This is a genomic window from Sanguibacteroides justesenii (genome assembly GCF_003204205.1).
Lineage (GTDB): Bacteria > Bacteroidota > Bacteroidia > Bacteroidales > Marinifilaceae > Gabonibacter > Gabonibacter massiliensis.
Map to the genome: position 1 here is coordinate 1 of NZ_QJPL01000013.1, position 25,228 is coordinate 25,228.

The 25,228-nt window shown below is 40.8% G+C and carries 21 protein-coding genes and 1 pseudogene; 5 read left to right on the forward strand and 17 right to left on the reverse strand.

Features of this window, described 5'->3' with window-relative positions; translation table 11 throughout:
- Positions 1–86: 86 nt before the first annotated feature.
- Entirely contained in the window at positions 87–875 is a 789-nt protein-coding gene (cdaA, locus tag DMB45_RS14250; protein WP_041504531.1) for a diadenylate cyclase CdaA, read from the reverse strand.
- 91 nt (positions 876–966) lie between these two features.
- Entirely contained in the window at positions 967–1,833 is an 867-nt protein-coding gene (locus DMB45_RS14255) for a DMT family transporter (RefSeq protein WP_041504532.1), read from the reverse strand.
- 228 nt (positions 1,834–2,061) lie between these two features.
- Here DMB45_RS14255 and DMB45_RS14260 point away from each other — a divergent pair, with 228 nt between their 5' ends.
- Positions 2,062–2,697: a LolA family protein gene (locus tag DMB45_RS14260; RefSeq protein WP_041504497.1), complete on the forward strand. Its 636-nt coding sequence runs from the start codon at positions 2,062–2,064 to the stop codon at positions 2,695–2,697.
- Between the two features lie 67 nt (positions 2,698–2,764).
- Here the strand turns inward: DMB45_RS14260 and DMB45_RS14265 are convergent, their stop codons facing one another.
- From DMB45_RS14265 to DMB45_RS14275, 3 genes are all read right to left on the reverse strand, one after another.
- Positions 2,765–6,928 carry a response regulator gene (locus tag DMB45_RS14265; RefSeq protein ID WP_052634879.1) on the reverse strand — a complete coding sequence of 1,388 codons (4,164 nt, stop codon included), beginning with the start codon at positions 6,926–6,928 and terminating at the stop codon, positions 2,765–2,767.
- A 178-nt stretch (positions 6,929–7,106) separates the two neighbouring features.
- Complete coding sequence (locus tag DMB45_RS14270) at positions 7,107–8,006, reverse strand: phospholipase A (protein ID WP_041504498.1); 900 nt, start codon at positions 8,004–8,006, stop codon at positions 7,107–7,109.
- Positions 8,007–8,038: 32 nt separating this feature from the next.
- Positions 8,039–8,281: a GlsB/YeaQ/YmgE family stress response membrane protein gene (locus tag DMB45_RS14275; protein WP_041504499.1), complete on the reverse strand. Its 243-nt coding sequence runs from the start codon at positions 8,279–8,281 to the stop codon at positions 8,039–8,041.
- Positions 8,282–8,375: 94 nt separating this feature from the next.
- Between DMB45_RS14275 and DMB45_RS14655 the strand changes: the two genes are divergently transcribed.
- From DMB45_RS14655 to DMB45_RS14285, 3 genes are all read left to right on the forward strand, one after another.
- Complete coding sequence (locus DMB45_RS14655) at positions 8,376–8,684, forward strand: hypothetical protein (RefSeq protein ID WP_152616181.1); 309 nt, start codon at positions 8,376–8,378, stop codon at positions 8,682–8,684.
- Positions 8,685–8,711: 27 nt separating this feature from the next.
- Positions 8,712–9,401 carry a 2,3-diphosphoglycerate-dependent phosphoglycerate mutase gene (gene gpmA, locus DMB45_RS14280; protein WP_041504501.1) on the forward strand — a complete coding sequence of 230 codons (690 nt, stop codon included), beginning with the start codon at positions 8,712–8,714 and terminating at the stop codon, positions 9,399–9,401.
- Positions 9,402–9,466: 65 nt separating this feature from the next.
- Positions 9,467–10,234 carry an exodeoxyribonuclease III gene (locus tag DMB45_RS14285; protein ID WP_041504502.1) on the forward strand — a complete coding sequence of 256 codons (768 nt, stop codon included), beginning with the start codon at positions 9,467–9,469 and terminating at the stop codon, positions 10,232–10,234.
- Positions 10,235–10,307: 73 nt separating this feature from the next.
- Here DMB45_RS14285 and DMB45_RS14290 read toward each other — a convergent pair whose 3' ends face one another.
- Entirely contained in the window at positions 10,308–11,342 is a 1,035-nt protein-coding gene (locus DMB45_RS14290) for an inorganic phosphate transporter (protein ID WP_041504503.1), read from the reverse strand.
- Positions 11,343–11,346: 4 nt separating this feature from the next.
- Positions 11,347–11,997: a DUF47 domain-containing protein gene (locus DMB45_RS14295; protein ID WP_041504504.1), complete on the reverse strand. Its 651-nt coding sequence runs from the start codon at positions 11,995–11,997 to the stop codon at positions 11,347–11,349.
- Between the two features lie 187 nt (positions 11,998–12,184).
- On the opposite strand from DMB45_RS14295, the gene DMB45_RS14300 reads away from it, so the two are divergent.
- Positions 12,185–14,452 (forward strand): cation:proton antiporter domain-containing protein, encoded by a 2,268-nt coding sequence (locus DMB45_RS14300; RefSeq protein WP_041504505.1) that lies wholly within the window; start codon positions 12,185–12,187, stop codon positions 14,450–14,452.
- Positions 14,453–14,464: 12 nt separating this feature from the next.
- Here the strand turns inward: DMB45_RS14300 and DMB45_RS14305 are convergent, their stop codons facing one another.
- From DMB45_RS14305 to DMB45_RS14350, 10 genes and pseudogenes are all read right to left on the reverse strand, one after another.
- Positions 14,465–14,959, reverse strand: coding sequence for a hypothetical protein (locus tag DMB45_RS14305; RefSeq protein WP_146216459.1), 495 nt, complete (start codon positions 14,957–14,959; stop codon positions 14,465–14,467).
- Between the two features lie 125 nt (positions 14,960–15,084).
- A pseudogene (locus tag DMB45_RS14310) lies at positions 15,085–16,173 on the reverse strand (DNA polymerase III subunit gamma/tau); the annotation flags it as partial.
- A gap of 161 nt (positions 16,174–16,334) precedes the next feature.
- Complete coding sequence (locus tag DMB45_RS14315; protein WP_052634881.1) at positions 16,335–17,090, reverse strand: tetratricopeptide repeat protein; 756 nt, start codon at positions 17,088–17,090, stop codon at positions 16,335–16,337.
- An 18-nt stretch (positions 17,091–17,108) separates the two neighbouring features.
- The gene (locus tag DMB45_RS14320) at positions 17,109–18,929 is read right to left on the reverse strand and encodes a BatD family protein (RefSeq protein ID WP_041504509.1); all 1,821 of its coding nucleotides are present in this window, start codon (positions 18,927–18,929) and stop codon (positions 17,109–17,111) included.
- 46 nt (positions 18,930–18,975) lie between these two features.
- The gene (locus DMB45_RS14325) at positions 18,976–19,779 is read right to left on the reverse strand and encodes a tetratricopeptide repeat protein (RefSeq protein ID WP_052634883.1); all 804 of its coding nucleotides are present in this window, start codon (positions 19,777–19,779) and stop codon (positions 18,976–18,978) included.
- A 4-nt stretch (positions 19,780–19,783) separates the two neighbouring features.
- Entirely contained in the window at positions 19,784–20,827 is a 1,044-nt protein-coding gene (locus DMB45_RS14330) for a VWA domain-containing protein (protein WP_041504510.1), read from the reverse strand.
- 67 nt (positions 20,828–20,894) lie between these two features.
- On the reverse strand, positions 20,895–21,887 hold the full coding sequence (locus DMB45_RS14335; RefSeq protein ID WP_041504511.1) for a vWA domain-containing protein: 993 nt from the start codon (positions 21,885–21,887) through the stop codon (positions 20,895–20,897).
- A gap of 98 nt (positions 21,888–21,985) precedes the next feature.
- On the reverse strand, positions 21,986–23,014 hold the full coding sequence (locus DMB45_RS14340) for a BatD family protein (RefSeq protein WP_082027426.1): 1,029 nt from the start codon (positions 23,012–23,014) through the stop codon (positions 21,986–21,988).
- Between the two features lie 46 nt (positions 23,015–23,060).
- Positions 23,061–23,939, reverse strand: coding sequence for a DUF58 domain-containing protein (locus DMB45_RS14345; protein ID WP_041504513.1), 879 nt, complete (start codon positions 23,937–23,939; stop codon positions 23,061–23,063).
- Between the two features lie 98 nt (positions 23,940–24,037).
- On the reverse strand, positions 24,038–25,030 hold the full coding sequence (locus DMB45_RS14350) for an AAA family ATPase (RefSeq protein ID WP_041504514.1): 993 nt from the start codon (positions 25,028–25,030) through the stop codon (positions 24,038–24,040).
- Positions 25,031–25,228: the final 198 nt, after the last annotated feature.

The following is a 25,228-nucleotide window of genomic DNA, read 5'->3' on the forward strand; positions in this document are numbered from 1 at the left end:
AATCGAGAATCGATCGCTTCGAATAAAAATACGGGGTACATAAAAGGCGGTCAAATACTCCATGCATCGACCAAGGGGTATCACTATCACTTGTTTACGACAAAACCGGCAAAATCATTATGCAAAAATTTACTTAATTCTTGCGGAGTAATACGTACCTTAAAGTGACCGTCTTTAACGAAAGAGATATTTCCGGTCTCTTCACTAACGACCACGATATGGGCATCCGTTGCCGTACTCATACCGATAGCCGCCCGATGGCGTAACCCCAGACTCCCCGGTATATTGTTATTATCCGAAACAGGCAAGATACAACGCGCCGCCAAAATTTTATTATCGGTAATGATCACGGCACCATCATGAAGAGGTGTATTCTTGTAAAATATATTTTCCAATAACTCTTCCGAAACATTCGACCGAAGCAGAACTCCGGTTTGCGCATAATTAAACAATTCCGAGTTTTGAGACAATACAATCAAAGCCCCCGTTTTTGTTTTGGAAAAATAATCACACGCCCGTACGATAGCATCTATCACTTCGTCCTTCATGGAAGGTTTCGAAAACAATCTTTCCAGGTTAAATATGTTTTGCAGATTATATTTGCTGCCGATCAACAATAAAAAACGCCTTACTTCCTGTTGGAAAACGATCAATAAAGCAATCACTCCCATTCCGATAAACTGCCCCAGAATAGAAGATATTAACTCCATATTAAAAGCCCGGACCAATAACCAAGCCACGTAGAACGTAAAAATCCCGGCAAAAATATTGATAGCGACTGTTCCTTTCACCAGTTTATACACCTGATAAAAAATAAATGCTACCAATAAAATATCTATAATATCAAAAAAACCGAGTTTTATAAACAATAACATATAGAATCCATATCTAAAATCTTTTGCAAATTTAAAGAAAATACAATACAAACCCGCAAACATCCGAATAAACTTCAAACAGAAAAGCAGGTTACTTTTTCATTTTACAGATGACGATCGTCACCGCAACAATAACAACGATCAATCCGACATAATTCAAGAAGGTTAATTGCTCGTGAAAATAAAAAACACCAACGGTAATCGCTGTCAAAGGTTCTAAAGTCCCTAACACGGAACTCGGTACAGGACCTATCAATTTTACGGCTGCAACCAAAAGACGAGCAGACAAAATAGTACTTAATAAAGCCAATAAAAACATATCCAACACGAAAGCCGGGCGGGCCACTATCTCTAATTTCCCTTGTACGACCGCGACCAAAAAATAAAATGCAGCCGAAAACAACATCACATAACAGGTAAGGACATCGGGATTTATCCGTTTCAGTACGGGACGGTTCAAAGCAACAATATAAGAACCGTAAGTCAAGGTCGACATCAATACAAAAAACAACCCGAACCACTTGATTTCTCCCGGAGACCAAGAGAGAAAATAAACACCGACGATGGCCATTAAAATACCGACTTTTACAACCACGGATAATTTTTCCCGGTAAAAAACAGCCATCAATACGGCCACCACGACTGGATAGAAGAAATGAATAGCCGTAGCCATCCCCGTCGGCATATAATGATAAGAAAGAAAAAGAAAAAAAGCCGTAATCCCATATCCACCGACACCGGCGATCAAAACTTCCCTCAATTCCGCCAGGGAAAGACGCATGCTTACCTTACTTATCCACAAATAAATAGCATACAACAAACCGGCAATCCCATACCGATAAACCAATATTGTTTCGTTATTCACCCCATCTATAATAGCTTGATTCGCGTACAACGGGATCAATCCGAAAGTGGCAGCCGACACGGCAGCAAACACTATTCCCTTTACCTTCTTCATATCGTCTCCTTCGAAATGCCGCAAAGGTAATAAACAATTAAAGAAAGGAACAACCTATTCCCGATTATATCCTCATCAAATTGATTAGCAAGCAATGGCCTGATCCAACGTATCTATCCTTAATAAGATCCATACGAATTTTAGGAAACATTTGCCCCCAAATTTTTACATCTATCCGATATTCTTTATCTTTGTCTCCATATTAAAGAAAATATAAAGCAAATCACTATGAAATACATTTTATCCCTTATCGCAATCGCCATGAGCAGCATGCTCTCTTACGCTCAAACAGACACGAACGCTAAAAACATTCTGGACAAAACTGTAGAAAAAATAAAATCGTATCCTGCCGTAGAAATTGTATTCGACATGGCGATGGAAAATAAAGCCGAAAATATCCACGAGTCTTACGAGGGGAAAGCTTACATGAAGGAAAAAATGTATAAGATTGAAATTATGGATCAAATAAATTACTTTGACGGAGAGACCATTTATACATACATGCCGGATGCGGAAGAGGTAACCGTAAAACTCCCCGACGAAGATCAGGAATCCTTTTTAAACCCGACTATTCTTTTCGACATTCATAATCAAAAGTTCAACCAAAAGTTAGTCGAGAATAAAAACGGGATTGCTTACATCGAATTAACCCCTAAAGCTCCTCATAAACAAATAAAAAAAATAGGAGTTTGGATAGATACGGCCAAAAATACGGTACAGAAAGTTATCTCTTACGGGAAAGACGGAAACGACATTATCATTACGATTAAAAGTCTAAAAAAACCGGAACAGGAATTGGACATAACTTTTTTCCGTTTCGACACGAAAGCTCATCCCGATGTAGAAATCAACGATCTGCGTTAAATATCAAACGGATTTACAATTGAAACGACGGGGTTTCCCGTCGTTTCAATTATCCAATCACGAATCTTCAAACTTCAAATAACCGAACCAACAAATCCTTCAACATCTTCACGTTGACAGGTTTGGTCAGAAATTCATCGCATCCTGCCTCCGCGGCACGAATTCGATCCTCATCAAACGCATATGCAGTCAAAGCTATAATCGGGATTCTTTTATCTATTTTCCTGATTTCACATGTCGCTTCCAATCCGTCCATTTCAGGCATCTTTATATCCATAAAAATCACTTGAGGAGCTTTTTCTTTATATAAAGCAATCGCTTCTTTTCCGTTCTTGGCCCATACCAATTCATACTCTTTCTTTAAAATAGTGGACAAAAACAAAAAATTACTATCGTTGTCTTCGGCAATTAAAATTACTTTTTTATCGCGATTCTCCTTCTTAACCGACGCTCCGTTTTTTGGCAACAAAAGATCGGTTCTCACCCCCTTTTCAACCGAAACGTCACAAGGTATGAAAAACCAAAATGTACTTCCTCTACCCCATTCGGAGTCAACCCCGATCTCTCCTCCCAACCGCTTAACAATCATCTCACATATAGATAACCCCAATCCGGTTCCTTGAACGAAACTATCGAATTTAGTAAAACGTTCAAATACATTCTTTAGATTTTCAGGAGCAATCCCTTTACCAGTATCAGTAACGTAAAAACGTAATCCTTTCGCAACCCGTTCATACCCCATACGAATACTTCCCGACGATGTAAACTTACTGGCATTACTTAAAAAATTAGATATCACCTGTGTTAAACGGTTTTTTTCAGAATGAATGATACAGGTCTCCTCAGGCAATTCGCAAATCAACCGTACATCCGGTTTAATTCGATAAAGATATATCTGTTCCAGATCCCGGAACAGGGTAGAGACATTTATATCGGAATAGACAAATTCAAGCTGTCCCGCCTCTATTTTCGACAGATCCAGAATATCGTTAATCAATTGCAATAATAACTCGTTATTGGTCTCAATAATCCGACAATAATCCTGAATCTCATCCGCATCGGTCGTTTGGGTAATCAGGTCGGAAAAACCGACAATCGCATTCAACGGAGTACGAATCTCGTGGCTCATATTAGCCAAAAAGGCCGTCTTTAATCGGTTGGATTCTTCAGCCTTGTCTCTCAATAGAATTAACTCGTTCGTTACATTCTTCCAATCCGTTATATCTCTCCTCAACCCCGTGACCTTCACTAATTTTCCTTTATCATCCCGTTCATAGGCGACTCCGTGAATCTCTACCCAACGATAATCCTTATTTTGTAATTTCACTCTGACTTGAATGGTTATTGTCTCGACCTCTCCTTGAATCAACTCTTGAAGAGCCTCTTCCACGATATGAATATCATCTCCGTACATATAAGAATAATACTCTTCCGTCGTAATACCATGGTACATGAAAGACTCAGGATTGGGTGAAGAAAATATTCCCGTAGCAATATCGTAATCCCATTGAACTATTCCTCCAGATTTTATGACCAAATCAGATTTAAAAATATAATCTTTTAATCTCCTCTCCGCCTCCACTGCCTCTGTGATATATTTTCGGGTCCCCATAACCTTCAGCGCATTTCCATCTTTGTCCATCCCCATAGCCTTGGCCGTCAACTGAGTCCATTCATAATTACCACTTAAAGCAGTCGTATAGATCACCAAATCCATCACATCGGTTTTCCGGCAGATTACCCGTTGCAATTCCCGATGGAATCTATCGCGATAATCGGGATGTACAAGAAGCAAGTACTCGCTTAGACTGAATCTCCTACCAAAAAAAACCGATTTCTCACTGCCGGAATAAAATAAATCCTCTTCAACATTATAATCCCAAGGCACTATATCCGCCGCTTCAAAAGACAATTCCAATTTAAATTTACTCTCCTCTAACTCTTGTTGTTTACCGATCTCATCCGTAATATCCCGTTCCGTACCGACGATCTGACAAATCGAATCATTGTCCACAGAACAAATACCGATCGCGTGCGTTTCATACCACTTGTAATTTTCTCCCCGTTTAAAACGCAATCGAACGGAATCTTTCTCTTTCTCCCCGGAAATCAATACGTTCATAAAACGCTTGTACTTTCCCCGATCATCCGGATGCAATATGGAATATGCTTCCTCAAAACTCAAACCGTTCTGCGCTACCGTATCATGATAAAAAGAGGAGAACTTCTTTTGGGATACATCATAAGTCCAAACCGATAAAGAACCGGCATCCAAGGCCAAAGAGAGTTCATTCTTAATATTACCTAATTCGATTTCGTTCTTTCTGATATCCGTAATGTCAACAACAATTCCGATAAGATAACAGGAATCATCATTATTCAATAATTTTGTTTTCGTCAACACGCCCCAACGCAAAAGAGCACCTTCTTGATCATATATACACCTCTCGTATGTCAACGGCATATCACTATTCAGCACCATCCTATCTTCTTCTCTATACATGGCGGCTTTAGGATCGTTCAACTCAAAATCATTCTTCCCCAAAAAAATATCAGATTTTTCCTGGTAAAACTCTACCGTTTTCCGGTTATAAAAAATATAACGGAAATCATTCGAGACATCTTTTACAAAGAGTCCAACAGGCAGGTTATCGATGATCGATTGCAAAAAAGTTTTCAATTTCAGAACCTCTTTTTGCGCCGCTACGCGAGGGGTTATATCACGTACAAAACAGATCACTTTATCGCCCTCGAAAAGAGCCGTCCTCGACTCAGCAAATGCCTCCTTATCACCTATTTTTACCACGTAATTAAAAGAATATTGCTTCTTGTCCTTTATCGTACGCCTGACATTTTCTTCTATAATCGTAAAAGCCTCCTTAAATTCAGGCGCTATTTCTCCTATTTCTTGAATATTTTTCCCCAGTATCTCCTCCTTTGTCAATACCAATAATACATCTTGCAAAGGATTAACAATATCTATCACATTCAGGAAACTATCGTAAATAACCACCATGTCCGGCATATTTTCCAACAAATGGGTCATTTTTGAAACTAACCGTACGTATTCCCTCTCTTTTCGTTTTTTATTATAACCAATAAATAAAATAACAATCACCAAACAGATAAGCAGAACAAAAAACACAACCACCTCCTCCGGATACTCTTCCCAAAAAGAGGGAAGCATATTATGCCAAACCACATTTTCCGGCAAACGAGACTTACTGATCCCGGATTGCGAGAAGATGGAATAATTCAGATGATAACGAGGCCGCGTAGGCGTTATCGTAAAAAACGGAGCCTTCTCTATCCCGTTCTTCAACACCGTATAAGTCAAACTGGCCAGATCCCTTCCCAGCTCCTCTCCGGTTACAAAATACCCTCCGAAATTACGAGAATCTCCAAAATCCAAATCTAATATTCCATAAACGAATTTGTCCGTATGATAGGGCAACTCGTTACTCAACATGGTGCTCGCATGTAAAGACTTGTTCACATCGGTATACCATCCGGCAGAAATCAAGGCACAATGATTATCAGCCAAAGCGATAGAATCCAATAAAGCTGTCGTACTCAAACGACTTCCAGGAAAATAATGTATCTTCAAACCACCTATTTTTTCAACAATCGATTTCAAATAGGGTTCGAAAAAGATCTGGCGATAACGGTCGTCATAGTAAAGTAGGATATGTTTCACCTCCGGTTGTAACTGTTTTATTAACCGTAGATTTTCCTCGAAATAATCCACGATATAATAACCCGCCACCTTGTATCCGTCGAATGTTGTTTCTGTAGATAAAATATCGTGTATATCTTTTGCCTTAACCCCCGAATAGTCGATTATACCACGTTTTACACCTCCCAGTATGACCGGAATACCTTTCCATTTCTCTATACAACTATGTCGATAAGCCATCCAAGCTTCACTTCCAATTAGAATAACGGCTTTCGGCAACACGCTATAAGCATGAAATAAAGAATTCATCCAACTACTCCAATCCTCAAAATTCGGATTAGCTTCACAATCCAAATATTCTATGTTCACCTTCACATCCGTGTTCAGCCCCAACTCTTCTATGAAGGCCGAAATGATACGACTTCCTCTCTCTTTCAGAGGAGAATAAGAACTAATCACCAACAATTTTTTATCTTCTGCTACCTCTCTGGCTTGTAATCCACTTATCCCCGAAAATAATAAAATCAGACTCAACAAATACGATTTATAGTCCATTTTAAATAGAGATTTGTTTATCATATTTAATTCTTGTCATTACTCACACACTTATTTTAAGAAACTCTCCAAACATGACAAAAAGGAGACAACAAAATTACAAATTAAACCCCTATTTCCCCCACATCTACTCCAATATATTCATCCAAATCTTTTAATAATCAAGTAATATTATTTGTCAATAATAGTTTCTTAAAAAAGGTTTTATACAAAATCCCACGCGTACCATCGAAACATAACGGTCATACTCCAGCATATTCTCTGCATAACCGTTGTAATACTGAATAAAAAAATACTCATTCGCTTTAAGGGATGGCTTATAATTTATTTCCAATATGGTATTCATATCAATAAATTGACGTCGGGGATTAATAACGACGGAACACCATAAACGTTCATTCGCACTTTGATAATTAAAAGCCAATAATCCATAACCTTTATATTTCAACAAGTCTGGATTCCCGTCTTTATCGACCCATCCGGCCCATAATTTAAGTTGCAGCGAAAAGCGCAAATCAAAAAAATAAGAACCGGATAAAGAAAAATAATTCCAACTCCTGGATTCTAAAGAATCCCTTCCGTTCGATTCGTGCTCAAAAGAGAATACCGCAACTCCCCGTATCTGATTTTTATATATGATGGCTTTACTTAAGCTAAGCCCGGGATTAAAATTATTATCTAAAAACGGACTCGATTTCCGGTATATATCCCAAAAAGATTTTTGAGTATAGGTCAAATAAAGAAAGGTTCTAAAAGGTAAGATACTTTTAGTCAATCTTTGCCGGATGCTGATTTGAAATTTCGCATCCGCACTATTTTTGTCTATACGACGATTGGTCGGAACTCCGGTCACAAAATAATTATCTCTGTATATTCCGAAACTCGGGGTATTATCAAAAATAGCTAAAGCATCCTCTTCATTAGGCAAAATCGTATCGAGACGTACTTTTTCCCGAATCAATCGTTCCCGTTGACGTGATAAACTATCTTCCTTTATCCCCTGAATCTGCCCCGTGACAAAGCAATTCAATGATAATACAAATACGAGCAGACAAATTCCCCTTCGTCCGTTTCTCATTATCAATTACATTACAATTCAATTTTATCCGTTCATTTGCCGCTGAATAACGACACGATTGCCAATAATACGATAGCCCCGACAGTTGCCGAAATCAAACTCCCAATAACTCCTCCCATAGCAATTCCCATCAACCCGAACAACCAGCCGCCTAACACGCCACCGATAATACCGACAATCAAATTCACGATTAAACCCAATCCACCGCCCCGAACGATCTTACCGGCAAAATACCCGGCTAATATACCGATAATTATGTACAGAATAAATATCATAACTTTATATTTTTTATTTTCTTATTAAACTTTCTTTCCACTGAAATTGTTTCATTCCCGGCTCGTTTTTTTTTAATTATCCGTTTAGTTACCCATGTCGGCGAAACGATCAGGCGGTATTTTTAGCCTGATGCTACTTATAACAAGTACTCACCCGAGAGAAAACCATGAAACGTATACGTTTTCCCTATCGTTAAAAATGACTGCTGCCGCATTCATCATGATAGGGAAGACGACTGTATCGTTACCGGACTACTATACGGTACAGGAAACAAACGGAGATTTCCCAACCCCACCTTTTACTTACAACCGTTTTTATTTCCGTCTACAAACCCCGGAAACCTCTATTATTGCACGCGATACCCTCCGGCTTTCCAAAACATTTCGTGTTACAAACACGTAATACCCATAAATACAAATAAGAAAAAACATGAAAAAATTGATATTAGTCAGACATGGAGAAAGTGTTTGGAATAAAGAAAACAAATTCACGGGATGGATCGATGTAGACCTCAGCGAAAAAGGAGAAGAGGAAGCCCGAAAAGCAGGAGAACTAATCAAAAGAAATAATTTGACTTTCGATATCGCTTACTCCTCTGTTCTAAAACGGGCTATCAGGACACAACATCTGCTGGCCGAAGCGGCCGATCTGGTTTGGGTCCCGGAAATCCATCATTGGCGGCTAAATGAAAGACATTACGGTGCATTACAAGGATTGAACAAAGCAGAAACAGCCAAAAAATACGGGGCGGAACAAGTCCACATCTGGAGAAGAAGCTTTGATGTAACACCTCCTTTGTTAGAACCCGACGACCCCCGTAACGCCGTCTTTGAAAACAAATATAAAGATGTGGACCCGGCAGCTCTGCCTCTCGGAGAGTCGTTGTCCCTGACCATTAATCGAGTCCTGCCTTTCTGGCAAGATTATATTGCACCGGCTTTATTAAGCGATAAAACGGTTTTGATAACCGCACACGGGAACAGCTTGCGAGCTCTCGTTAAATATTTAAATAACATCAGCGATGAAGATATCGTCAAGTTGGAAATACCGACCGGTATTCCTCAATTGTTCGAATTAGACGATCAACTCATGCCTGTTCGTCACGATTATTTAAAATAAAGAACCTCGATTCCGTTTTTCTTCTTCAGCAAAAAATGTAGATTTGTCCGTTTTAACGGAATAAAATGAAAATTATCACTTACAATGTGAACGGCCTCCGGGCCGCTCTTTCCAAAGGACTGACGGAATGGATGGCTGAAGAACAACCGGATGTTTTATGTATTCAGGAAACCAAAGCTCAACCGGAACAAATTCCACTTCTGGAATTTGAAGCATTAGGATATCACACCTATTTTTTTTCAGCCCGAAAGAAAGGATATAGCGGCGTAGCCATCCTGACAAAACAGAAACCGGATCAAATAGTATACGGAATGAATATTCCCGAATACGACAATGAAGGACGATTCATCCGGGCCGACTACGGGGATCTTTCCGTCGTGAGCGTGTATCATCCTTCCGGAACTACCGGAGATGAAAGACAAGCTTTTAAAATGAAATGGCTTGCTGATTTTCAAAATTATGTCAAAGATCTGGAGAAAACACGCGAGAAATTAATTCTATGCGGAGATTATAATATATGCCATCGCCCGATAGACATTCACGATCCCGTACGGAATGCGACGAATAGCGGTTTTCTTCCCGAAGAACGGGAATGGATAGGTAATTTCATCGATTCCGGCTTTATCGATACTTTCCGGCTTTTCCACCCGGAAGAACCTGATTGCTACACCTGGTGGAGCTATCGATTCAATGCCAGAACAAACAACAAAGGATGGCGTATCGATTATTGCATGGCATCCCGAAATTTACAAGCCCAACTAAAAGATGCCTATATTCTTCCCAACGCCAACCATTCGGACCATTGCCCAGCAGGTATAATAATTGATAATTAATTGAAAACTGGATAAGGCCCTTTCAAAAATCTTATCCAGGTATTCATCTGATACATCTTGTTCTTAGCAACCGTCATTCTGGCAAGGGCAAAAAGAATCCCATCATCCAATAAATCAAACCGGACATGACAATGGTGGCAGGGATGGTTAATATCCAAGCGACAACAATATTGGAAGCCGTGGCCCAACGGACAGAAGCAACACCTTTCGTAATACCGACCCCTATGATAGAACCGGTAATCGTATGAGTAGTACTGACCGGTATTCCCAATACCGCTGTTCCGATCAACGTCAAAGCTCCTGCTGTTTCCGCACAAAAACCTTGTACAGGCTTCAATTTGGCCAACCCGTCCCCTAACGTCTTTATCACCTTTTTACCCCCGATAATAGTACCTAAGGCAATGACGGAATAACAGGTAATAATCAACCATAACGGGACATGAAACTGACCCGTATTCTCGTATAGATATTCACCGACAAATTCGTTACTTCCAGCCACGCTGAAAAGAAGGATCGCTATGATTCCCATCGTTTTCTGTGCATCATTAGCACCATGTCCCAAGCTGAATATTGCAGACGAGAAAAGCTGGAAGGCCTTAAAAAGCCCCTCTACTTTTACCGGATGCTGCTTATGAAAGACGCGCAAAGTAATACACATCATGATAAACCCGAGTATCAAACCGATCAGCGGGGAAAGTACGATAAATATAGCTATTTTGAAAATTCCGGAAAATACCAGAGCCGAACTTCCGTAAGTAAACCAAACCGGACCGATCAAACCTCCGATCAAAGCGTGAGAAACACTGATAGGCATACCGAAATGAGTACACAACCAAACCCAAACTACCGATCCCAATAGGGCAGCTAAAATCAAAAATTCGTTGATCTTAGTGGGTTCGACTATGCCTTCCCCCATCGTGTGAGCTACACTTACTCCAAAAATAAAAATCGCAGAAAAATTCCAAAAGGCAGCCCATAAGACAGCCATCGTGGGAGAAAATACCCGTGTCGCCACAATAGTAGCTATCGAGTTGGCTGCATCGTTCATTCCATTCAAAAAATCGAATAACAAGGCTACAACAATCGCAATAAGTACAATGGTCAACATAGGTTTATGCAAATTTAATGATAATTCCCCGAACCGTATCTCCTATGTCCTTGGCCCGGTCTGTGGCATCTTCCAAAGCCTGCCCGATATTTTTCAACTTAACCAATTCGATCGCATCTTTCTCGTTGGCGAACACATCACTCATAAACTGCTCGTATAAATCGTCCACCTCATGCTCGATTGCCTTGATCTGATAACATTTCTCACTGATCATTTGCGGCTTCTTCTGAATGTATTCCAAATTTTCCATAACCGACTTTAAAATAACGGCATCCTCCGCAATATGCTTTCCGATTTCGACCAAAGTCTTATTCACACTCTTGGGCCGGTACATCAGAATCCGCTTTGCCGAATCATGTATGAAATCCAAAAACGTATCCATCCGCGAACCTAACGAATTCACGTCTTCGCGGTCAAAAGGAGTAACAAAAGTCTTATTCAGTTCTTCATATATTTTTGCAGTAATACTATCCCCTTGGTTTTCAAAAGTTTTTATATCCTTATACAATACTTTCTGTTTTTCAGGGTCTTGCTCCTGCAAAAGTTTTACCAAAAGATTGGCGGCTTGCTCTATCACAGAAGCCTGCTCCTTATACATCGGATAAAATTTCTTTTCCTTTACGACAAAAATTTGTAAAAAACGATCTATTTTCATAACACACATATATTAATTTGACAAATGTAATATCCTTGCTCAGACTATAATGTTAAAAAAGTAGAAAAGATATCTTTTTTGAATCTAAATAACAGACTCATATTCTACACGAAACATCTTTTTTCGACAGAATCATTCCATCCGGGGCAAAATTCATTACCTTTGGAGCGTCGTTAAAACGATTCAAATGTCGCACGTACCCGTTTTAATATCGGATTTGGCAATTATACTATTCTCGGCCGGATTAATTACCATTATTTTCAAATGGCTTAAACAACCTGTTGTCTTAGGGTATATTGTTGCCGGATTGATTGCCGGCCCCTATACCTTCGGAGGACCATTAGTAACCGATACGGAAGATATTCAGATATGGGCCGATATAGGCGTTATCTTTTTACTTTTTGCCTTAGGCCTCGATTTCAGTTTCAAAAAATTGATGAACGTGGGAGGAACAGCCATGATAGGAGCTCTTACCACCGTGGGAGGAATGATGACATTAGGATACGTGGTCGGCATGTTTTTAGGTTGGGGACACATGAACAGTCTTTTTCTGGGAGGAATGCTATCGATGTCTTCAACGACTATCATTTTCAAGGCTTTTGACGACATGGGATTGAGTAACCAGCGTTTTGCAAGTGTCGTATTCGGGATATTGGTGGTAGAAGATCTATTCGCGGTCGTATTGATGGTTCTACTATCCACGCTTGCCGTCAGCAAACACTTCGAAGGACTGGAAATGATTGACAGCATACTGAAATTAAGTGCTTTTTTACTCTTTTGGTCCATAACCGGTATTTTCCTTATTCCGACCCTACTAAAAAAAGTGAAACAATGGCTGAACGGCGAAACGTTATTAGTTGTGACCCTGGGATTATGCTTAGGCATGGTCATGTTGGCCGTCCAAGCAGGGTTCTCTTCTGCCTTGGGAGCCTTTGTTATGGGTTCCATTTTAGCCGAGACCACCGAAGCCGAAAATATCGAACATCTCTTAAAACCGGTAAAAGACCTGTTCGGGGCTATTTTCTTTGTTTCCGTGGGAATGATGATCGATCCGGCCATGCTATTGGAATATTGGTTTCCCATCTTACTCATTACCTTAACCGTAATGATCGGACAAATTACCTGTGCGACATCGGGAGTTTTACTTTCGGGACAAACTCTGAAGGTAGCCGTGCAATCCGGCTTTTCCTTGGCTCAGATCGGAGAATTCGCTTTTATTATAGCCGGCTTAGGTATCTCTCTAAAGGTAACGGATCATTTTTTATACCCCATTGTCGTTGCCGTTTCCGTCATTACGACATTTTTCACACCTTATATGATCCGGATCGCCGAACCGACCTATCGCTCCTTGAGCACCCGCCTGCCTCGATCATGGATCCATTTTCTGGAAAGATATAGCTCGGGATCAAACACGATCCGCCACAAGAATACCTGGAAACAACTGTTGAAATCCTTGTTCAAAATCGTAATTACCTACACGGTTTTATCTATCTTTTCAATCGCCATTTTTTTACAATACATAACCCCCTTTATCCGGGAAAAAATCCCGGGGATTCAGGGCTCTATCATAAGCGCCGTTTTGATACTTCTCGTCATCTCACCGTTTTTACGGGCCATCATGATGAAAAAAAATCATTCGTCGGAATTTCAACAATTATGGAACGACAACAAATACAACAGGGGCCCCCTGATCTCTCTGATAGTCTTACGGATAGCATTATGCATCTGGATCGTTATGTTTGTCATTTCCAAGCTGATCAACGTGGCATCGGGACTTCTTATCGCTATCGCCACGATTACCATTCTGCTTTTTATTTTCTCCAAACGCCTGAAGAAACACTCTATTCTTCTTGAACGCCGATTCCTACGAAACTTTACGGCACGTCAGCAGGAAGAAGAACGTAAATCGCCCATCAAACAACGTTTTGTACGTCATTTATTATCCAAAGATTTACATTTGGCCGAATTCGAAGTCGCTCAAACCTCCCCGAGCGTAGGGAAAAGTCTAAAGGAATTAAACTTCCGACAATCCTGCGGGGTTAGCGTGGTGACCATTCTTCGGGGAGAAGAACGAATAAACATACCCGGGGGAGAGGAGGTGGTTTATCCGTTTGACCGCCTTATCGTGGCTGCCACGGATAACGAGATCGAAATTTTCCGCAAATTTGTAGAAAATAGAGTCCAACAACGAGAGAAAGAGATTAAAGAAAAAAACACGGAAGAAGTGAGTTTAGAACAGTTCATCATCGAAAAAGGGGCGAAATTGGTCGGACGCACCATCCGGGAATCGGGAATACGGGATAAAGAAGCCTGTCTGGTCATTGGCATCGAAAGAGGCTCCACTTCCATCATGAACCCCTCACCCTCTACCGTCTTCGAAGAAGGAGATATCGTATGGATCGTGGGTGAACACCAAAAATTATTGTGTCTGGCCGAAGGTAAAACCATCAATTAAAATCAAGACTCATCACTCTATCTCCAAACCGAAAAGATTTTTTAACTCTCCGACAGCCGGATTCAATTCCATAAAATGTTCAAACTTATCCTTTGCCGTGAATAAACGCTTTTTCTCTTTTCCATCATCCGTCTCCTTGTAAAGCTCAATATTCAACGTGATGTAACCGTTGTTCAGGCGTTCTGCTAAATAAGACAAGATTCGCTGATGCAATTCATTCATTTTAGCCATCAAAAACTCGTTGTCAACCTCTATGGTAACGACAAATCCGTTGACCTTGGGAGGATGTGATGTAAGAGCCACTTTTACGGCCTCCCCGACTGAAGAATCAATAAAAGTACTTAAGACCGAAGAAACGGATTTTTCATCAAAGGGATCCTGGGCTTTTACTTTTTTCTCAATCTTTTGGACTTCCGGTATACTTCGAATCTCCACATAATCCTTACTCTCGGCCATAGCCTGCTTTAACTTGAAGGAATGAATAGCAGGGGTCTTGCCAGATTTCACCTCCGGTCGGGAATTCGTACTCGCAGAAACGGTCGAATCGGTTTCCTGCTTGAATTTGCCGACAAAACCGTCAATCTTTAATAAACCGGCAAACTCCTCTATACTAAGGCTTTTTTTTTTAACGCGTTAATCTGACAAAGCTTTATTAAGGTAATCTCCACGCAAAGCCTTTTTTCTACCCGGACCTTATATTGCATCTCACATTGTTCGATCACCTTCAATGCATTAAAGATAAAATCGACATCCACCTCTTTTGCCTGCCGTAAATACCGTTCACGAATGGATGCACTCACTTCCAATAAAGACAAGGTAACCTCATCCTTTGCAACCAACAAATCCCGGAAATGCTTTCCTAAACCGGCGATCAAGTTACCCGCATCGAAACCTTTCGTCATGATTTCATCAAACAAAAGAAAGGTCTCCGCTACCTTACCGTTATAAAACAAATCCGTTAATTTAAAATAATACTCGTAGTCTAATACATTCAGATTTTCTATCACCTTCGCGTAAGTCAACTCTTTTCCGCAAAAGCTAACCACCTGATCAAAAATAGAAAGGGCATCCCGCATCGCTCCATCCGCTTTCTGAGCTATAATATTTAAAGCCTCCTCCTCGACCTGCACTCCCTCTTTATCCGCTATCCTCTTTAAATGCTCTATGGTATCCGAAACCTTTATCCGGTTAAAATCATAAATTTGACAACGGGAAAGAATGGTCGGTAATATCTTATGCTTTTCTGTCGTAGCCAAAATAAAAATAGCATGGGCAGGAGGCTCTTCAAGCGTTTTCAAAAAAGCATTGAAAGCAGAAGCACTCAACATATGCACCTCGTCAATGATATATACACTGTATTTTCCGACTTGTGGCAGTAAACGTACTTGATCCACCAACCCGCGGATATCGTCCACACTGTTGTTGGAAGCCGCATCCAATTCATGGATGTTCAGGGAACGGGAGTTATTAAACGCAACACAGGACTCGCATTCGTTACACGGTTCCCCGTTCGGTTGAAGATTCATGCAGTTGATCGTCTTAGCGAAAATACGGGCACAAGTTGTCTTTCCGACCCCCCGAGGTCCGCAAAACAAATAGGCTTGAGCCAACTGTTTATTCAATATGGCATTTTTCAACGTAGAGGTAATCGCACGCTGTCCGATCACCGTATCAAAACTTGCCGGTCTATATTTTCGAGCTGAAACAACATAATTTTCCATAATATAACCACATGATTATCAAGAAGGACAAAAAGAAATAAACAATCAGGTTTTTTCGGCTAAAACAGATGCTACCACCTCAACAACCCGAATAATTTGTCTACAAAGTTACAAAGTAAAAACCAACTCTACAATAAATTTCTATTTTCGATCCGAAATAATCAAATTTTTTCCAGATCCGATTTCATAATCCACCCTTCATTTCCGTCGGCCATCCGGACATTATACCAATCCCCTAAAGATTCTACGATCTGAACTTTTAATCCTTCATGCACCACAAATAACTCCGTTCCGCTACTATCGGGAGCACCTCGCACAACGACACTCGGAGTCATTACAATACCGTAATTCCGATCAGACACCCGATGATATTGTTTCGTGGCAAAGAAAATAGTCACCGCAGTCAATAGTAGTAAAACAATTCCCACCGTAAAACCTGTTTTTTTCAAACCTATCGAATTGGAATGGAAAAACAAGGCCGCCATTATCAAAAAGGCGATGAACAAAGCCACGGAAAAATAAGCCCATTGGTCAGCCGAGAAAGTGGAAACAAAAGAGTTATACCAACGAACAAAAAACAATTCCGGCAAAACTTTAATTTTATCCACCGTCGCTTTCTGAGCCAGCGTCAAATTATATTTCGTATCCTTATCTCCCGGATTCAAAACCAAAGCCCGCTCGTAGTTCAAAATCGCTTTGGAAATCTCTCCCGCCTTATAATAACTGTTTCCCAGATTGTAATAAACTGCAGAAGACTCCACTCCCGCATCTAAAACCTGATTATATAACTCTATTGCTTTCTGATAATCTCCGTCCTGATACAGCTTATTCGCCTCTCCCTCCAACGCCTTCACATCAACAGCAAACACACTCAGATTCAATGAAAGCAAACACAATATGATATATATTTTTTTCATAATTTCAGATTTACGAATTTACAAAGCCTTATCCAATTTCGTAATGACAGTCAAACCGTCTTTATACACCTTATCCATCTCCTCTCCCTGATTGCTTCCGGGAGCATAACGAGCGTATTCACAATGATCCAAAACATCTATAAAATTTTGTATCAATTCGGCAGAAGCTCCCCGTTTCGTGAGGTGTTCGTTGATATTGTCCCGGTTCAACTCCGAAACTTCTATATTCAATTTGAAACTGACATACCCCCATAAAGCTTTCAATACTTCCTGATAAAATAACTCGGAATTACCACTTTTCATTGCCACGGCAGCAGCTTTCAGACGCTTTTGCGCCATCTTGCTGGCAGCCTTGCTCTTCACTCTTACCAAATCCGCATTCGCCTTGATCCTACGACGATTCAATATCATTCCTATGACAAAAAGGATAAAAGGTATCAAGAAACTCAGCCAATAGGCCGTCGAGGCAAAATATTGAACTCCTTTCGCTTTTAAAGCACTATTTCCCGTCTTAATATAGCGAATATCCTCCCCCAACATCCTTACATCTTCCTTTTTAAAGGATTGTACGGCACCTCCCTGTACTCCTCCTCCCGTATCATTTCCTTTTAAAACATGTACCTTATACTCCTTTCCTTTCAATATTTTGTATTTAGCCGCTAAAGGATCGAAGAAAGAATATTCAATGGATGGTATCGTATAATCGCCCGCGAAACGAGGTATAATCAGGTATTCGTAGGTAACCGTACCCGTCGAACCGCTTACCGTTGTCCGCAGATCCTTGGTAACCTTAGGATCGAATATATCAAAATCAGGAGGCAGGGAGATTCTCGGGGCTTCCAGTAATTTCAAATTACCAGTTCCCTTGAATATCACTTTATAAGTCAATGCATCGTTCGCCTTCAACGTATCGGGCGACAAAGAAGTCGACATACTCAATGTTCCGACCATCCCGCTAAACCCTAAAGGTTTCCCGGTTTCCGGCAAATTTTTTACGGTTATTTTTACCGGTTTCGTACGTCGTAATACCGTTACCGTACGTGTATTTCCGAAAAAACTATCAAAAAAATCCGGAGAACCGCCCACCCTTTGCTGCACTCTGCACTCCAACTCGAAAGGTTCTATCGTCAGGACACCGGCATGCTGAGGGAAAAGAACATCCTGCTTCAACACGCCGACATCGTAAATTTTCCCATTATACTCTTCTCTCTTCAGTTCGACACGAGGAACATCTACATTTTCAGCGAGAAATCCGTCAAAAGCGGGAAACTTCGTACGCCCGAAACCATTCAAATCCACTCTCGAATATACCTTCAATGTAGCCACTAAACTCTCGCCCACGTATAGACTGCTTCTGTTAACTTCCAGCCGCAAGAATAAATTATCCTCCGTAATTCGTCCGGATACCTCACGCGTGTCGGTCTGCTCTTGGCCCCGATTTACTCGAGAAGTACCCTCGTCTTTCACGACCTTTATCTTCAATGATTTAGACTTAATCTCTTTACCATCCACAACGATCGTGGCCGGATCGATAGTATATTCACCCTCTTCATCGGCAATTAATATATAAGAATAGGTTACCGATGCCTCTACTGTCGCTTTACCGTTAATAATTGTAACGTTCTGGGCTTCACTCACGGAAGGTCCCATCAACAATTCAAATCCTTTTAAGGTGGGTAATTTCATATTCTCACCCTTTTTACTCAGCGTATAAACTAATTTGAACTGTTCTCCAACACCCACGACACTCGGAGCAGAGGCCTCCAGTTTAACATCCTGGGCAAATCCCTTTACTCCCCCTAAAATACATATGACTATTGCAATTATAAATGACCTCATTGTTCTTTTTTTAAACGTGTCCGTTAGCCTCTAAGAATACACAAAATTACCAATTCTTTTCTATTTTCATTTTCTTCGCTTTCTGAGCCTGAACTTTCTCTTTTTGTACCTTCTCCTGCGTCTTCTTCTCGTCAGCTTCCAAAGCATCTAACAAACGCTTGGCATCTTCCTTGGAAATCTTCGCTCCCTGTCCCTGCTGCTCTTTATTTTGCTGATTTTGATCCTTGTTTTGCTGGTCCTTATTCTGCTGGTCTTTGTTTTGATCTTGATTCTGTTGATTCTTATTCTGATCCTTGTTCTGTTGCTCTTTATCTTGCTGATTTTGATCCTTGTTTTGCTGGTCTTTGTTTTGATCTTGATTCTGTTGATCCTTGTTCTGGTCTTTGTTTTGGTCCTTGTTCTGATCATCCTTGTTTTGCTGATCTTGCTTTTGTTTACGGGCAAACTCTAAATTATATTTGGTCTCGGGAGAGTTCGGACGATTCCGTAAAGATTGCTTATAAGCCTCTATACTTTCATCTAACTTATTCATAGACAATAGAGTATTGCCAATATTATGATACAACTCACCCAACCGCTCCTTATTCGTCTCGTCCTTGGTCAAAGACATGAATTGTTGCAATGCCTCATCGTATTTTTTCTGTTTATACATGGCATCACCTAAGTTAAAAGCCGCCTCATAAGAATCCACTTCTTTATCCAAAGCCTTCCGATACTCCACTTCCGCTTTTTCAAAATCCTGCTTATGAAACAAGTTATTTCCGCCACGGATGAACTTTCTCTCCTGTTGTGCCCACGATGTCAAACTCATCATCAAGGCAACCGCTATCAGTATTATTGTCTTCATCATACTCCTAATTTTTTACGTTTTCCTCATTACCGAATATATTAATCTTCAATAGATTCTTATTCTTACGCCCTAAAACGATAAATTCAAGTAATACGAATAATAAACCTATTAAGATAAAATATTGATATTTCTCTGAATAATCGCTGTATACCCGTTCTTCCAACAAGGTCTTATCCATTCGATTGATCTCGTCCAACAAAGTTGTCAATCCGACATTCGAATTACTTGCCCGTACAAACATACCTTCTCCCGCTTTGGCTATGGCCCTTAACGTCTCTTCATCCAACTTGGAAATCACTACATTTCCCGAACCGTCCTTCATAAATTGACCTGGATTTCCTTTTTCCGGAATCGGTCCTCCTTGCGGTAGTCCCATTCCTATCGTATGTACATATATCCCTTTCTCCCGGGCTGCTTTGGCCGCGGCAACGGCATCATCCTGATGATTTTCTCCATCCGTAATCACAATGATTGCTTTAGAAGCCTCCGTGTTCGGTGTAAACGATTTGGATGCCAAATCGATAGCGTTACCTATAGCTGTTCCCTGAATCGGTACGATATCCGTACTTATGCCGGATAAAAATAACTTGGCAGAAGAGTAGTCCGTTGTAATAGGCAATTGCACATAAGCATCACCGGCAAAAACGATCAAACCGATCTTATCATTATTCAACTTTTCCACCATACGAGAAATCGCTTGCTTGGCAGCCTCTAAGCGATCGGGTTTTATATCCTGTGCCAACATCGAGTTGGAAACATCCAAGGCTATAATCAACTCCACGCCCTCTTTTTTCACCTGCTGCAACTTGGATCCGAACTGAGGTCCCGCAACACCCAATATGATAAAAAGGAGCGCAATCAAGATCAGAACGAACTTCAAAGCTCCCCTCTTAAAGGATAATAAAGGCATTAAACCGTTTAGCAAATCCGGATTTCCAAATTCTGCTATCGCCTTCTTCTTATGCCTTACCGTCACGATATAAAATATAACTAATAGCGGAATGACAATCAATAAATATAACAAGTCAGGATGCGCAAATCTAAACATACCTTCTATTTTTTAAGTGGTAAACCACATGTTCAATACTATTCATATAACATCTCCTCGATAACGATCACGGAATTTTCCGCAACAACGTGTACCGACATACGGATTCCAATATCAACAATAAAGCTCCGATCAAAGCAAAATAAAAATATTGCTCGTTTTTCTTACTAAAATGCTTTACTTCTATCTTACTTTTTTCCAATTGATCGATCTCCTGGTATATCTGAGCCAATTTAGCATTATCGGTCGCCCTGAAATATTTTCCTCCTGTCATATTGGCAATCTGCGTCAAGACATCTTCATCGATCTCCACGGGCATACGTTGCAATTGAACGCCAAAAGGAGTCTGTACCGGATAAGGGGCCTCTCCCAAAGACCCCACGCCAATCGTGTAAACACGAATACCGAAAGTATTAGCCAACTCGGCAGCCGTCATCGGAGCAATAGCCCCCCGATTGTTTACTCCATCCGTCAGCAAAATGATTACCTTCGACTTGGACGGACTGTCTTTCAAACGATTCACCGCATTGGCCAACCCCAATCCTATCGCCGTTCCATCCTCTATCATCCCGCTATGAATATCTTTCATCACATTGACTAACACGGCCTGATCCGTCGTCAGCGGACTTTGGGTAAAGCTCTCTCCCGCAAAAACCACCAAACCGATTCGATCCTGCGGACGCTCCAGTATAAATTTCGTGGCAACCTCTTTGGCAGCCTCCAAACGATCTGGAGTAAAATCCCGTGCCAGCATACTTCCGGAGATATCCAAAGCTAACATGATATCGATACCTTCGCTGTTATAAGTCTGCCAGCTGTTACTGGACTGAGGACGGGCAAGGGCAAATACTAAAAATACAATGGCCAGCACTCTCGCGACAAACAACAAATGACGAGCCCAAATCCGATTGCCCCGTTTCATCATTTTAAATATCCTGATAGAAGAAAACTGCAAATCAGCATGCGAACTTTTCTCCTTCAGTACGTACCAGATAATCATCGGTATCAATACCAACAATATCCAAAAATACCCAGGGCTTGCAAATTCATATCCAAACATAATCTTTTCATTTGAACATTCGACATTTGAAAAAGTTCACGCTCTCGAAAGAATCGCTCTTTTCCAAATCTACAAATGAATATATTTTCAAATCAATTCTACTTTTCTTCTCCCTCTTCCGCTTCCTTTCGTGCAGCCTCCTCCTTCTCCCGTTCTTCCCGCTCGCGGCTCTCTTTCTCCTGCTTTTCCCGCTCTTTTAACTCCTGTACCTGCTCGTTCGTATGGTTGACAAACTCAAAAGCGATATCCAAATTCCGGGCATTCTCATCCGGTAACGGCATCGCCTTGGCAAATTTCACGAAATCGGCAGTCTCAAACATCATCCCTAACTTATCCTTCAACGGTGCGGCCACCTCCCTGCACCCCTCCAAAGAGCGCATGGTCTCGAACGAAGTCTGCTCCATAGCCGGAATATCCAGCTCTCCATCCAAATAATTCCGGATCGCATCCGTCAATTGCGTATAATACTCCTTTGTCTTTCCACTTTGCCATAATTTTTCCTCCTTGATTTCGTTCAAGGCTTTCATTGCCAAATCATAAGGGGGAATAGCCGGTTTTTCGATAGCAAACAAAGGCTTATTGGCCCTACGCTTTTTAATGATCCACCAAACCAGCAACAGAATCACAAGACCTAATAAAACCCATAACAGATAAGGTAAGATTTCGGCAAAAGTCCAAGGCGTTGCTATCGGCATGACGATATCGTAATTTCCTTTCTGCTGATCCACTGCATACGTGTTTACGATCAATTGCATGGGATCTGTCCGCAACACATTGTTATAACTCTCTTTTTCCACTTGGATAGGCAAGGGTGGTATCCTGTAGACCCCTGAATCGAAGGAAGTGATCAGGTAAGCCTCCTGTATCAACATACGACCGTCTTTCTCCCTGATCGAATCCCGTACAGGACCGGAAATAACCTCGACACCGCTAACGATCGTATCTTTCAACAACGGAAAAACGACCCGAACACCCGGATCGGCCTTCACCTTCATTTTCAAATGAATCTGGTCGCCGATCATGATGTAGTTCGTGTCCAACTCGGCAATATATTCAATGTTTTGCGCCTTCACACCCGCGATACATCCCAGCAAAACAACAATCAATATAACTAACTTATTTTTCATGTTCATCTTTTGCTTTTATATTTCTTCTTCCGCCGCATTTTTATGTTTAATAACCGGCTCCCCGGCGTTTAAACAAAGCAATCAGGGACTTCACGTAATCCTCGTCAGAACTGATTGAAGCGACGTCTACCCCGGAATGTTTGAATACACGATCCAACTCCTTTTCCCGGTCAAATACATAACGGCGATAATCTTCCTGCACCCGGCGATCGGATGTGTCGACCCAAATGTGTTCGCCACTCTCCGCATCCGTTAAATACATCAGCCCGACAGGAGGAATCTCATTTTCCCGAGGATCATATACCCTTAACGCCACGATATCATGTTTTTTATTCGCAATCATTAAAGGATGCTCAAAATCATGATCATCCATAAAATCAGAGATTAAAAAACAAGTACAACGCTTTTTTATAGCATTGGTCAAATACTGTAAAGCCTCCGTTATATTGGTCCGCTTATCTTCAGGCTTAAAATCTATCAACTCCCGAATAATATGTAAGATATGAGTTCTTCCCTTTTTGGGTGGAATAAATTTCTCTATCTTATCCGAAAAGAAAATAACTCCGATTTTATCATTATTCTGTATGGCAGAAAAAGCCAAAACCGCGGCAATTTCGGTAATTTGATTTTTCTTTAATTTCGAAATCGTACCGAAGTTACGGGAGCCGCTTACATCAATCAGCAACATGACCGTCAGCTCCCGCTCTTCTTCGAATATCTTCACGTAAGGATGATTATAGCGAGCCGTCACGTTCCAATCGATACTCCGGATATCATCCCCGTATTGATATTCCCGAACTTCACTAAAAGTCATTCCTCGACCTTTAAAGGCCGAATGATATTCTCCCGCGAAAATATTTTTCGACAACCCCCGGGTTTTGATCTCTATTTTTCTGACTCGTTTTAACAGATCTGAAGTTTCCACCTTAATTCATTTTAGATTTACCGATTTTAAATTCGAAATTCCAGCCTCAAAACTGGTACTTGATCGGGATCCTGTTTCTACCCGAAACCATAAATCGATTAAGGTACCTCTACCGTGTTCAATATCTCGCTGATAATATCCTCGCTCGTCAAATTATTGGCCTCTGCCTCGTAACTCAAACCGATACGATGACGCAATACATCATGACAAACAGCCCTCACATCTTCCGGTATAACATAACCTCTACGTTTTATAAAGGCATAAGCCTGTGCCGCTTTGGCTAAACTGATACTTGCTCGAGGAGAAGCCCCGTAAGCGATCATAGAGACAAACTTCTCCAACCCGTGTTCCTGAGGATAACGCGTTGCAAAAACGATATCTACAATGTATTTCTCTATTTTCTCATCTAAGTAAACCTCTTTCACCACTTCGCGTGCCCGCATAATATCTTGCGGTTGCAATATCGTGTTGGCTTCCGGAAAACTCTTTTCCAAATTCTGACGGACAATTAATTTCTCTTCATCCTTTTTCGGGTAATCGATCACTACCTTCAACATAAAACGATCTACCTGCGCTTCCGGTAGCGGATAGGTACCTTCCTGCTCTATCGGATTCTGAGTGGCCATCACCAAAAAAGGTTCGTCCAATTTATAAGTCATATCCCCAATGGTAACCTGACGTTCCTGCATGGCTTCCAGTAAGGCCGATTGTACCTTTGCCGGAGCCCGGTTGATCTCATCGGCCAATATAAAGTTTGCAAATATCGGTCCGTGTTTCACAACAAACTCTTCCTTCTTCTGAGAATAGATCATAGTACCCACCACGTCGGCCGGTAATAAATCCGGAGTAAATTGAATTCTGCTAAACTTTGCATTGATAATATGAGCCAACGTATTTATTGCTAATGTTTTCGCCAACCCGGGAACACCTTCCAATAAAATATGCCCGTTTGATAACATGCCGATCATAAGTCCTTCGATCAAATGCTTCTGGCCTACGATCACCTTATTCATCTCCATGTTTATCATATCGACGAACGAACTTTCCTGCTGTATGCGTTCATTTAATGCTTTAATATCAACAGTATTCATATACTTAATATTTTAATTAGAAATTTATAATTCCACTTTTCATAATAACACGTAACGTAAAACCCCCGCTACATGTTTCAAAAGACACACCGAACTAAGTAATTTACCACCTTATTTTTTCGGTTTCCTCAAAAGTAAAGATTATTCACCCAAATGTTAAAATGGGTCCGCTAAAAAATGTTAATGCTAACTTTAAGT

What these genes read in the sequence shown, in the direction of transcription:
- DMB45_RS14255 (WP_041504532.1), bottom strand. Translation starts at nt 1,833, where the DNA reads ATGAAGAAGGTAAAGGGAATAGTGTTTGCTGCCGTGTCGGCTGCCACT.
- DMB45_RS14315 (WP_052634881.1), bottom strand. Translation starts at nt 17,090, where the DNA reads ATGAAAAAAATATATATCATATTGTGTTTGCTTTCATTGAATCTGAGT.
- gpmA (WP_041504501.1), top strand. Translation starts at nt 8,712, where the DNA reads ATGAAAAAATTGATATTAGTCAGACATGGAGAAAGTGTTTGGAATAAA.
- DMB45_RS14340 (WP_082027426.1), bottom strand. Translation starts at nt 23,014, where the DNA reads ATGAAAAATAAGTTAGTTATATTGATTGTTGTTTTGCTGGGATGTATC.
- DMB45_RS14300 (WP_041504505.1), top strand. Translation starts at nt 12,185, where the DNA reads ATGTCGCACGTACCCGTTTTAATATCGGATTTGGCAATTATACTATTC.
- DMB45_RS14270 (WP_041504498.1), bottom strand. Translation starts at nt 8,006, where the DNA reads ATGAGAAACGGACGAAGGGGAATTTGTCTGCTCGTATTTGTATTATCA.
- DMB45_RS14330 (WP_041504510.1), bottom strand. Translation starts at nt 20,827, where the DNA reads ATGTTTAGATTTGCGCATCCTGACTTGTTATATTTATTGATTGTCATT.
- DMB45_RS14290 (WP_041504503.1), bottom strand. Translation starts at nt 11,342, where the DNA reads ATGTTGACCATTGTACTTATTGCGATTGTTGTAGCCTTGTTATTCGAT.
- DMB45_RS14325 (WP_052634883.1), bottom strand. Translation starts at nt 19,779, where the DNA reads ATGATGAAGACAATAATACTGATAGCGGTTGCCTTGATGATGAGTTTG.
- DMB45_RS14655 (WP_152616181.1), top strand. Translation starts at nt 8,376, where the DNA reads ATGTCGGCGAAACGATCAGGCGGTATTTTTAGCCTGATGCTACTTATA.
- DMB45_RS14285 (WP_041504502.1), top strand. Translation starts at nt 9,467, where the DNA reads ATGAAAATTATCACTTACAATGTGAACGGCCTCCGGGCCGCTCTTTCC.
- DMB45_RS14335 (WP_041504511.1), bottom strand. Translation starts at nt 21,887, where the DNA reads ATGTTTGGATATGAATTTGCAAGCCCTGGGTATTTTTGGATATTGTTG.
- DMB45_RS14350 (WP_041504514.1), bottom strand. Translation starts at nt 25,030, where the DNA reads ATGAATACTGTTGATATTAAAGCATTAAATGAACGCATACAGCAGGAA.
- DMB45_RS14275 (WP_041504499.1), bottom strand. Translation starts at nt 8,281, where the DNA reads ATGATATTTATTCTGTACATAATTATCGGTATATTAGCCGGGTATTTT.
- DMB45_RS14265 (WP_052634879.1), bottom strand. Translation starts at nt 6,928, where the DNA reads ATGGACTATAAATCGTATTTGTTGAGTCTGATTTTATTATTTTCGGGG.
- cdaA (WP_041504531.1), bottom strand. Translation starts at nt 875, where the DNA reads ATGTTATTGTTTATAAAACTCGGTTTTTTTGATATTATAGATATTTTA.
- DMB45_RS14320 (WP_041504509.1), bottom strand. Translation starts at nt 18,929, where the DNA reads ATGAGGTCATTTATAATTGCAATAGTCATATGTATTTTAGGGGGAGTA.
- DMB45_RS14295 (WP_041504504.1), bottom strand. Translation starts at nt 11,997, where the DNA reads ATGAAAATAGATCGTTTTTTACAAATTTTTGTCGTAAAGGAAAAGAAA.
- DMB45_RS14260 (WP_041504497.1), top strand. Translation starts at nt 2,062, where the DNA reads ATGAAATACATTTTATCCCTTATCGCAATCGCCATGAGCAGCATGCTC.